This is a genomic window from Pseudomonas sp. FBF18 (genome assembly GCF_024261405.1).
GTDB lineage: Bacteria > Pseudomonadota > Gammaproteobacteria > Pseudomonadales > Pseudomonadaceae > Aquipseudomonas > Aquipseudomonas palmensis.
Window position 1 is genome coordinate 93664 of the sequence record NZ_QKRS01000019.1, and the last position, 9332, is coordinate 102995.

A 9332-nucleotide genomic window follows, 5' to 3' on the forward strand; every position below is an offset into this window, starting at 1 on the left:
GACTCGCGGGTCTGGGCCGATGGCTGACGCTGCACTCTGCAAACCAACTGAATTTGATAGGGAAGGAACACCACCATGGCATTGACCAAAGACCAACTGATCGCCGATATCGCCGAAGCTATCGACGCGCCGAAAACCACCGCGCGTAACGCTCTTGAGCAACTGGGCCAGATCGTTGCTGATCAACTGGAAAATGGCAGCGAAATCACCCTGCCGGGTATCGGCAAGCTGAAGATCACCGAGCGTCCTGCCCGTACCGGTCGTAACCCTTCGACTGGCGCTGCCATCGAAATCGCTGCCAAGAAAGTCGTCAAGTTCGTTCCAGCCAAAGTGCTGACCGACGCTGTAAACAAGTAATTGTAAACAGCTTCTGAAAACCGCGTCCGGTGCGAGCCAGGCGCGGTTTTTTTGTGGGTGCTGCGCATGCCCCTAGGGGGCGGGTTTCGTCCAGCGCAGCTGGCGCCACGCTGCGCGCGCCTGAGGTGTCTGGAAGGTCCAGGCCACCAGGCGGCTCTGCTTCTGCCCCTGGCCCATCTCCAGCACGCGGTGCTCTACTGCGCCGGCCTTGTTCAGGGCCGCCTCGATACCCGGCAGGTTCGATGCCTTCGACACCAGGCTGCTGAACCACAGCACCTGTTGGCCCAGGGCCACGCTTTCATTCACCAGCTGGCTGACAAAGCGGATTTCACCGCCCTCGCACCACAGCTCGTTGTTCTGCCCCCCAAAGTTCAGTACCGGCAGCTTGCGCTTGGGGTCGGCCTTGCCCAGCGCCCGCCATTTGCGCTGGCTGCCACGGGTGGCTTCGTCACGCGAGGCGTGGAAGGGCGGGTTGCACAGGGTGACGTCGAAGCGTTCGTCGCTCTTGAGCAGGCCGGCGAGGATCTGCCGCGCATTGCCCTGCTGGCGCAGGCTGATGACCTTGCCCAGCCCGTTGGCCTGCACGATGGCCTTGGCGGCGCCCAGGGCCACCGGGTCGATGTCCGAGCCCAGGAAGCGCCAGCGGTAGTCGACGTGACCCAGCAGCGGATAGATGCAGTTGGCCCCGACCCCCACATCCAGTGCCTGGATCATCGCACCCCGCGGAATCTCGCCACCGTTGTCGGTGGCCAGCAGGTCGGCCAGGCCATGCAGGTAGTCGGCGCGGCCGGGTATGGGCGGGCACAGGTAGTCGGCCGGGATGTCCCAGTGCTGGATGCCGTACTGGGCCTTGAGCAGGGCGCGGTTGAACACGCGCACTGCCTCGGGGTCGGCGAAATCGATGCTCGGCTTGCCGTGGGGGTTGGTGATCATGAAGCGGCCCAGCTCCGGGCTGCTCTTGATCAGTTGCGGGAAGTCGTAGCGACCCTGGTGGCGGTTGCGCGGGTGCAGGGTGGGTTTGTTGGGTGTGGTCATGTTTGTGTCCGGTGAAAAGCATCGCGGGTCAAGCCCGCTCCCACAGGGGCTGCATGCACAGTTCCTGGTGGGAGCGGGCTTGACCCGCGATGGCGTCGCTGTGATCAGCGCTATTACAAGGCGGCAATCCGCGCATGCTGCTCGGTGAAGTTGGCCAGGGCCTGTTCGGCCTCGGCCAGCTTGGCGCGCTCCTTGTCGATCACCGCAGGCGGCGCCTTGTCGACGAACGCCGGGTTGGACAGCTTGCCGCCCACCCGCTGCACTTCGCCTTGCAGGCGCTGGATTTCCTTGTTCAGACGCGCCAGCTCGGCATCCTTGTCGATCAGCCCGGCCATCGGCACCAGCACCTGCAGGTCACCGACCAGGGCGGTGGCGCTCAGCGGCGCCTCGTCCTGCTCGCCCAGCACGGTGAAGGATTCGATCTTGGCCAGCTTCTTGAGCAGTGCCTCGTTTTCCTGCAGGCGACGCACGTCTTCGGCACTGGCGTTCTTGAGGAACAGCTGCAATGGCTTGCCCGGGCCGATGTTCATTTCGCCACGGATGTTGCGCACGCCCAGCATCAGTTCCTTGAGCCACTCGATATCGCCTTCGGCCGCTTCATCGATGCGGCTTTCGTTGGCCACCGGCCACGGCTGCAGCATGATGGTCTTGCCTTCGATACCGGCCAGCGGCGCCAGGCGCTGCCAGATTTCCTCAGTGATGAACGGCATGAACGGGTGCGCCAGGCGCAGCGCCACTTCCAGCACGCGGACCAGGGTGCGACGGGTGCCGCGCTGGCGTTCGACCGGTGCGTTCTCGTCCCACAGTACCGGCTTGGACAGCTCCAGGTACCAGTCGCAGTACTGGTTCCAGATGAACTCGTACAGCGCCTGGGCGGCCAGGTCGAAGCGGAACTGGTCCAGCTGTCGGGTCACTTCGGCTTCGGTGCGCTGCAGCTGCGAGATGATCCAGCGGTCGGCCAGCGACAGCTCGTAGGCCTCGCCGTTCTGGCCGCAGTCCTCGCCCTTGTCCAGCACGTAGCGCGCGGCGTTCCAGATCTTGTTGCAGAAGTTGCGATAGCCTTCGACGCGGCCCATGTCGAACTTGATGTCGCGACCGGTGGACGCCAGCGAGCAGAAGGTGAAGCGCAGGGCATCGGTGCCGTAGCTGGCGATGCCTTCGGGGAACTCGGCCTTGGTCTGCTTGGCGATCTTGTCGGCCAGCTTGGGCTGCATCAGGCCGCTGGTGCGTTTCTCCAGCAGCGCGTCCAGGGTGATGCCGTCGACGATGTCCAGCGGGTCGAGCACGTTGCCCTTGGACTTGGACATCTTCTGCCCCTGGCCATCACGAACCAGACCATGCACGTACACGGTCTTGAACGGCACCTGCGGGGTACCGTCCTCGTTCTTCACCAGGTGCATGGTCAACATGATCATCCGGGCAACCCAGAAGAAGATGATGTCGAAACCGGTCACCAGCACGTCGGTGGAGTGGAAGGTCTTGAGGAATTCGGTCTGCTGCGGCCAGCCCAGGGTGGAGAAGGTCCACAGGCCCGAGCTGAACCAGGTGTCGAGCACGTCGTTGTCCTGGTTCAGGACCACGTCGTCGCCCAGCTGGTGCTTGGCGCGCACTTCTTCTTCGCTGCGCCCCACATAGACCTTGCCCGACACGTCGTACCAGGCCGGAATGCGGTGGCCCCACCACAGCTGGCGGCTGATGCACCAGTCCTGGATGTCGCGCATCCAGGAGAAGTACATGTTCTCGTACTGCTTGGGCACGAACTGGATGCGGCCGTCTTCGACAGCGGCGATCGCAGGCTCGGCCAGCGGCTTGGTCGACACGTACCACTGGTCGGTCAGCCATGGCTCGATGATGGTGCCGGAGCGGTCGCCCTTGGGCACTTTCAAGGCGTGGTCGTCGACGCTGACCAGCAGGCCTGCGGCATCCAGGTCGGCAACGATCTGCTTGCGCGCCACGAAGCGGTCGAGGCCGGCGTAGGCGGCAGGCAGGCTGGCGTCCAGGCTTTCGTTCAGGCTGCCGTCGAGGTTGAACACCTGGGCTGCCGGCAGCACCGCAGCGTTCTTGTCGAAGATGTTGAGCAGCGGCAGGTTGTGGCGCTTGCCGACTTCGTAGTCGTTGAAGTCGTGGGCCGGGGTGATCTTCACGCAGCCGGTGCCGAATTCGGGGTCGCAGTAGTCATCGGCGATGATCGGGATCAGGCGACCGACCAGCGGCAGCTTGACGAACTTGCCGATCAGCGCCTGGTAGCGCTCGTCGTTCGGGTTGACGGCCACGGCGGCGTCGCCGAGCAGGGTTTCCGGACGGGTGGTGGCGACCACCAGGTGGTCCTTGCCGTCGGCCGTGGTGGCACCGTCGGCCAGCGGGTAGCGCAGGTTCCACAGATGGCCTTTCTCGTCGTGGCTTTCCACTTCGAGGTCGGAGATCGCCGTGTGCAGCTTGGTGTCCCAGTTGACCAGGCGCTTGCCGCGGTAGATCAGGCCATCTTCATGCAGGCGCACGAAGGCTTCCTTGACCGCTTCGGACAGGCCGTCGTCCATGGTGAAGCGCTCGCGGCTCCAGTCTACCGACGAGCCCAGGCGGCGGATCTGGCGGCTGATGTTGCCACCGGACTGATCCTTCCATTCCCAGACTTTCTCGAGGAATTTGTCGCGGCCCAGGTCGTGACGGTTCTGGCCCTTGGCCTCCAGTTGACGCTCCACCAGCATCTGCGTGGCGATGCCGGCGTGGTCGGTGCCTGGTTGCCACAGGGTGTTGCGACCCTGCATGCGGCGAAAACGGATCAGGGCGTCCATGATCGCGTTGTTGAAGCCGTGACCCATGTGCAGGCTGCCGGTCACGTTCGGCGGAGGGATCATGATGGTGTACGAATCGCCCGCGCCTTGCGGGGCGAAATAATTCTCTGACTCCCAGGTGTTGTACCAGGAAGTTTCAATGGCGTGCGGCTGGTAGGTCTTATCCATGCGCGGCGGGACCCTATGGCATTTATTCAGGAAAGCCGAGAAGTATAGCGGGGATAAGGGCCGGGGCGTAGCGTGAGGTGCGGGAGTGGGGCAAAAAACTGTGGGGAATTCTTCGCGTAGGAGCCGGCCTTGCCGGCGAAGCGAGCCAAAGGCTCGCCCCCCGTTTTTGATTACGAGCGTGAGTTCAACAACCGCTCCAGGCGGGCATCCAGGCGCCGCTTGATCTCGTTCTCGATATGCGGGGTAAAGTCCTTGATCACATCCTGCATGATCAACTGCGCCGCCGCGCGCAGTTCGCTGTCCAGGTGCAGCAGGGTGTCCTGGCGGCGCGCCTGCGGGTCGGGCTCGGCAGCCGGCTCGGCAGCCACCGGGGCCCGCGCTGCCGGTTCGGCCGGCTCGAGCAGCAACGGTATCTGCTCCTCGACGGTCTCGGTCAGCAGTGGCGGTTCCAGGGCATCGTCACCCAGCAACTGGCGAATCGACTCCAGATCGTCCAGCAAATGCGCAGGTTTTGGCATGGGGGCAGGTTTGTCCATCATCAGAGTCGCTGTAAACGGTGGTCTTGCAGAGCATAGCCCTGTTCACGGTAGAAACGGAAACTCTCCCGCGCCGCCGCACGAATGGCCGGCTCCTCCACCACGATCTCGGCAATGCGGGCAAAGCGTGCGGCAAAACCGGGTACCTTCAGGTCGAGATTGACCAGCAGGTCCTGATGATCGCCCGGGTCGTCACCGACCCCCAGCGCCACCGCGCCGTGCGGGTCGTCCTCGAGCGCGCTGTGGGGCACGAAGGCCTCGCCCTTGAACGCCCACAGCCGCGCATCCAGCTCGTCGCGCTGGGCCGCATCGCTGCAGTTGAGGTACACGCGGTGCCCAAGGCGCCAGGCCTTTTCGCACAGCTTGCAGGCGAAATCCAGCCGCGCGGCAGGCGCGGGGCTGGGCAGGATATAGAAGTCGACTTTGCTCATGGTGGGGTGGCCCACCGGCTACGCCTTGCAGCGCGGCCGGTGGACGGCGCCTCAGGCGTTGGCGCGGTCGAGCAGGTATTGGGTCAGCAGCGGTACCGGGCGGCCAGTGGCGCCCTTGTCCTTGCCGCCACTGGTCCAGGCCGTGCCGGCGATGTCCAGGTGGGCCCAGTGGTAGGCCTTGGCAAAGCGCGACAGGAAGCAGCCGGCGGTAATGCTGCCCGCCTTCGGGCCGCCGATGTTGGCGATGTCGGCGAACGGGCTGTCGAGCTGCTCCTGGTATTCGTCGAACAGCGGCAGTTGCCAGGCGCGGTCGTCGGCACGCTTGCCGGCGTCCAGCAGTTGGCCGATCAGTTCGTCGTCGTTGCCCATCAGGCCCGAGGTATGGCTGCCCAGGGCGACGATGCAGGCGCCGGTCAGGGTGGCGATGTCGATCACTGCCTGCGGCTTGAAGCGCTCCACGTAGGTCAGTGCGTCGCACAGCACCAGGCGGCCTTCGGCGTCGGTGTTGAGGATTTCGACGGTCTGCCCGCTCATGGTGGTGACGATGTCGCCCGGACGGCTGGCGCCACCGCTGGGCATGTTCTCGGCACAGGCCAGTACACACACCAGGTTGATCGGCAGCTTGAGTTCGAGCACGGCACGCAGGGTGCCGAACACGCTGGCTGCACCGCCCATGTCGTACTTCATTTCATCCATGCCGGCACCGGGCTTGAGGCTGATGCCGCCGGTGTCGAAGGTGATGCCCTTGCCCACCAGTACGTAAGGCTTCTCGCTCTTCTTGGCGGCGCCCTGGTAGCTGAGCACGATCAGGCGTGGCGGCTGATCGCTGCCCTGGCCCACGGCGTAGAACGCGCCCATGCCCAGGTCCTTGATCTTCTTCTCGTCCAGCACCTCGACCTTGAGGCCCTTGAACTCCTTGCCCAGCGCCTTGGCCTGTTCGGCCAGGTAGCTTGGGTGGCAGATGTTCGGCGGCAGGTTGCCCAGGTCGCGGGTGAAGCCCATGCCGTTGGCGATCGCGGTGGCGTGCTTGACGGCGCGCTCCACCTCGGCCAGGCCGGCCTTGTCGCTGAGCAGGGTGATCTTCTTCAGGGCGATCGGCTCGGCCTTCTTGCTCTTGTAATGATCGAATACATATTGACCATCGAGCAGGCTCTCGGCCAGCAGGCGTACCTTGCCGTAGTTGGCATCGCGGCCGGTCACGGCAACGTCGTCCAGTGCCAGCACCGCATCGCTGCCAGCCAGGCCCTTGAGCACGTTGAGCACGCTGCCCGCCAGCTTGCGCCAGGCGCGGTCGGCAAGGGCGTCCTTGCCGGTCCCCACCAGCAATACGCGCTCGGCCTTGACCCCGGCCAGGCCTTGCAGCAGCAGGGTCTGCCCGACCTTGCCGGCCAGGTCGCCGCGCTTGAGCACTGCGCTCAGGGCGCCGTTGCTGGCGTCGTCCACGGCCTTGGCGGTAGCGCCCAGTGTGCGGCCTTCACCCACGCTCAGTACCAGGGTGGCGGTTTTCAAGGATGCTGCGGCTACGCTTTTTACAACCAATTCCATGTCAGGGTCCCCGAATGAACTGTCAGTGCGCGCTGGCGGTGCAGGCGCTCGAAGCGGCCTGGCGCGCCGTGGCGGGCCAGTCAGAAAGCGCCCAGTTTGAGCCTGCGGCGGGCGCGCTGACAACCCCGAGATGAAGCTTTGCACGGCGCCAAGTGACAGGCACGGCCATTCACAGGATAATGCGCGCACTTTTGTCCGGGTTCGCCTTTGGCGGGCGGGCGACTATCTTGGTTGCAACGTTTTCCCTTGTTCGGCTGTCCGAGCCTGACAACCCAGGAGTGTCTGGTTTGATCGTCTTCCGTTATCTGTCCCGCGAGGTCCTGGTGACCTTGAGTGCCGTCAGCGCTGTGCTGCTGGTCATCATCATGAGCGGGCGCTTCATCAAATACCTGGCCCAGGCGGCTCAGGGCATGCTCGATCCGGGCGTACTGTTCCTGATCATGGGCTACCGCCTGCCGGGCTTTCTGCAACTGATCCTGCCGCTGGGCCTGTTTCTGGGCATCCTGCTGGCCTACGGCCGGCTGTATCTGGAAAGCGAGATGACCGTGCTCTCGGCAACCGGCATGAGCCAGCAGCGCCTGCTGGGCATGACCCTGATGCCGGCTGCACTGATCGCGGTGCTGGTGGCCTGGCTGAGCCTGAGCCTGGCGCCCCAGGGCGTGACCCAGGTATCGCAGATCATCAACCAGCAGGATGCGCTGACCGAGTTCGACACCCTGGTGCCGGGCCGCTTCCAGAACCTGCGCGACGGTTCGCGGGTCACCTACACCGAGCAGCTGTCGGATGACCGTTCAAAGCTGGCTGGCGTGTTCATTTCCGAGAAGCGCCTGTCCCAGGACAAGAGCAAGGACCGTGGCATCTCCGTGCTGGTGGCCGAAAAGGGCCGTCAGGAAGTGCAGGCCGACGGCAACCGCTACCTGATCCTTGAAAACGGCTACCGCTACGACGGCAACCCGGGCCAGGCCGATTACCGCGCCATCAAGTACGACACCTACGGTGTGCTGCTGCCCAAGCCGGAGGTCAGCCAGGAAGTCACCGAGCGCGAGGCCATCCCGACGTCCGAACTGATCGGCAGTACCGGGCTGCGCGAGCGTGCCGAACTGCAGTGGCGCCTGTCGCTGCCGCTGCTGGTGTTCATCGTGACCCTGATGGCGGTGCCGCTGTCGCGGGTCAACCCGCGCCAGGGCCGTTTCCTCAAGCTGCTGCCGGCGATCCTTCTGTATATGGCTTACCTGACGATTCTGATTGCCGCCCGCGGCGCCCTGGAGAAAGGCAAGTTGCCGATCGGCCTGGGCCTGTGGCCGGTGCATGGGCTGTTCCTGCTGATCGGCCTGGGCCTGATGTTCTGGGAACCGCTGCGCCTCAAGCGCGCCAGCCGTCGTGCGGAGGTGGCCCGTGGCTAAACTCGATCGCTACATCGGCCAGAGCGTGTTCATGGCCATCATCGCCGTGCTGGGGATCATCCTCGGCCTGGCGTCGCTGTTCGCCTTCATCGACGAGATGGGCGACATCAGCGATACCTACACCTTGTGGGACGCGGGCAACTACGTGCTGCTGACCGCGCCACGGCGCCTGTACGACATGCTGCCGATGGCCGCGCTGATCGGCTGCCTGATCGGCCTGGGCAGCCTGGCCAGCAGCAGCGAACTGACCATCATGCGCGCTGCCGGCGTGTCCATCGGGCGCATCGTGTGGGCGGTCATGAAGCCGATGCTGGTACTGATGCTGATCGGCGTGCTGATGGGCGAGTACCTGGCACCCGTGACCGAGAACAAGGCCCAGGCCGACCGTTCGCTGGCGCAGGGTGGCGGTGAGGCGCAAAGCTCCAAGCGCGGCCTGTGGCACCGTCAGGGCGAAGAGTTCGTGCACATCAACACCGTGCAGCCCAATGGGCTGTTGCTGGGCGTGACGCGCTATCGCTTCGACAACGAGCGTCACATGCAGACCTCCAGCTTTGCGCGCAGGGCGCAATACACCCAGGGCCACTGGGAACTGACCGACGTGACCACCACGCACTTCCGTGGGGACCACACCGAAGTCATCCACAATGCCGAGGAGCGCTGGGACGTCGCGCTGACCCCCGAGCTGCTCAGCACCGTGGTACTGGCGCCCGAGTCGCTGTCGATCAGCGGGCTGTGGGACTACATTCACTACCTCTCCGACCAGGGGCTGAACAACGCGCGCTACTGGCTGGCGTTCTGGACCAAGGTGCTGCAACCGGTGGTCACGGCGGCGCTGGTACTGATGGCGGTGTCGTTCATCTTCGGCCCGCTGCGTTCGGTGACGCTGGGCCAGCGGGTGTTCACCGGGGTGCTGGTGGGCTTCGTGTTCCGCATCGCCCAGGACCTGCTGGGCCCTTCGAGCCAGGTGTTCGGCTTCCCGCCGCTGCTGGCGGTGGTGATCCCGGCGGCAATCTGTGCGCTGGCGGGGGTGTGGTTGCTACGCAGGGCGGGGTAGCGATTACCCTG

The 9332-nt window shown here is 64.7% G+C and carries 8 protein-coding genes; 3 read left to right on the plus strand and 5 right to left on the minus strand.

The annotated features are described in order from the left end of the window. Positions 1–75 precede the first annotated feature (75 nt). Complete coding sequence (locus DN387_RS22950) at positions 76–357, plus strand: HU family DNA-binding protein (protein WP_009398256.1); 282 nt, start codon at positions 76–78, stop codon at positions 355–357. A 72-nt stretch (positions 358–429) separates the two neighbouring features. On the opposite strand, the gene rlmF is transcribed toward DN387_RS22950, so the two are convergent. From rlmF to DN387_RS22975, 5 genes are all read right to left on the minus strand, one after another. Further along, complete coding sequence (rlmF, locus tag DN387_RS22955) at positions 430–1392, minus strand: 23S rRNA (adenine(1618)-N(6))-methyltransferase RlmF (RefSeq protein ID WP_043862438.1); 963 nt, start codon at positions 1390–1392, stop codon at positions 430–432. A 113-nt stretch (positions 1393–1505) separates the two neighbouring features. Further along, positions 1506–4352, minus strand: coding sequence for a valine--tRNA ligase (locus DN387_RS22960; RefSeq protein ID WP_043862437.1), 2847 nt, complete (start codon positions 4350–4352; stop codon positions 1506–1508). 170 nt (positions 4353–4522) lie between these two features. Beyond that, entirely contained in the window at positions 4523–4888 is a 366-nt protein-coding gene (locus DN387_RS22965; protein ID WP_043862436.1) for a hypothetical protein, read from the minus strand. 2 nt (positions 4889–4890) lie between these two features. Next, entirely contained in the window at positions 4891–5319 is a 429-nt protein-coding gene (locus DN387_RS22970; RefSeq protein ID WP_043862523.1) for a DNA polymerase III subunit chi, read from the minus strand. Positions 5320–5370: 51 nt separating this feature from the next. Then, positions 5371–6864, minus strand: coding sequence for a leucyl aminopeptidase (locus DN387_RS22975; protein WP_054916377.1), 1494 nt, complete (start codon positions 6862–6864; stop codon positions 5371–5373). 287 nt (positions 6865–7151) lie between these two features. Between DN387_RS22975 and lptF the strand changes: the two genes are divergently transcribed. Both lptF and lptG read left to right on the plus strand, forming a co-directional pair. Next, positions 7152–8267, plus strand: coding sequence for an LPS export ABC transporter permease LptF (gene lptF, locus DN387_RS22980; RefSeq protein ID WP_043862434.1), 1116 nt, complete (start codon positions 7152–7154; stop codon positions 8265–8267). After that, positions 8260–9321, plus strand: coding sequence for an LPS export ABC transporter permease LptG (gene lptG, locus DN387_RS22985; protein WP_054916376.1), 1062 nt, complete (start codon positions 8260–8262; stop codon positions 9319–9321). The genes lptF and lptG overlap by 8 nt, the downstream gene beginning before the upstream one ends. Positions 9322–9332: the final 11 nt, after the last annotated feature.

Coding starts and splice junctions, on each gene's coding strand:
- DN387_RS22975 (WP_054916377.1), bottom strand. CDS start 6,864: ATGGAATTGGTTGTAAAAAGCGTAGCCGCAGCATCCTTGAAAACCGCC.
- DN387_RS22970 (WP_043862523.1), bottom strand. CDS start 5,319: ATGAGCAAAGTCGACTTCTATATCCTGCCCAGCCCCGCGCCTGCCGCG.
- DN387_RS22950 (WP_009398256.1), top strand. CDS start 76: ATGGCATTGACCAAAGACCAACTGATCGCCGATATCGCCGAAGCTATC.
- DN387_RS22965 (WP_043862436.1), bottom strand. CDS start 4,888: ATGGACAAACCTGCCCCCATGCCAAAACCTGCGCATTTGCTGGACGAT.
- DN387_RS22960 (WP_043862437.1), bottom strand. CDS start 4,352: ATGGATAAGACCTACCAGCCGCACGCCATTGAAACTTCCTGGTACAAC.
- rlmF (WP_043862438.1), bottom strand. CDS start 1,392: ATGACCACACCCAACAAACCCACCCTGCACCCGCGCAACCGCCACCAG.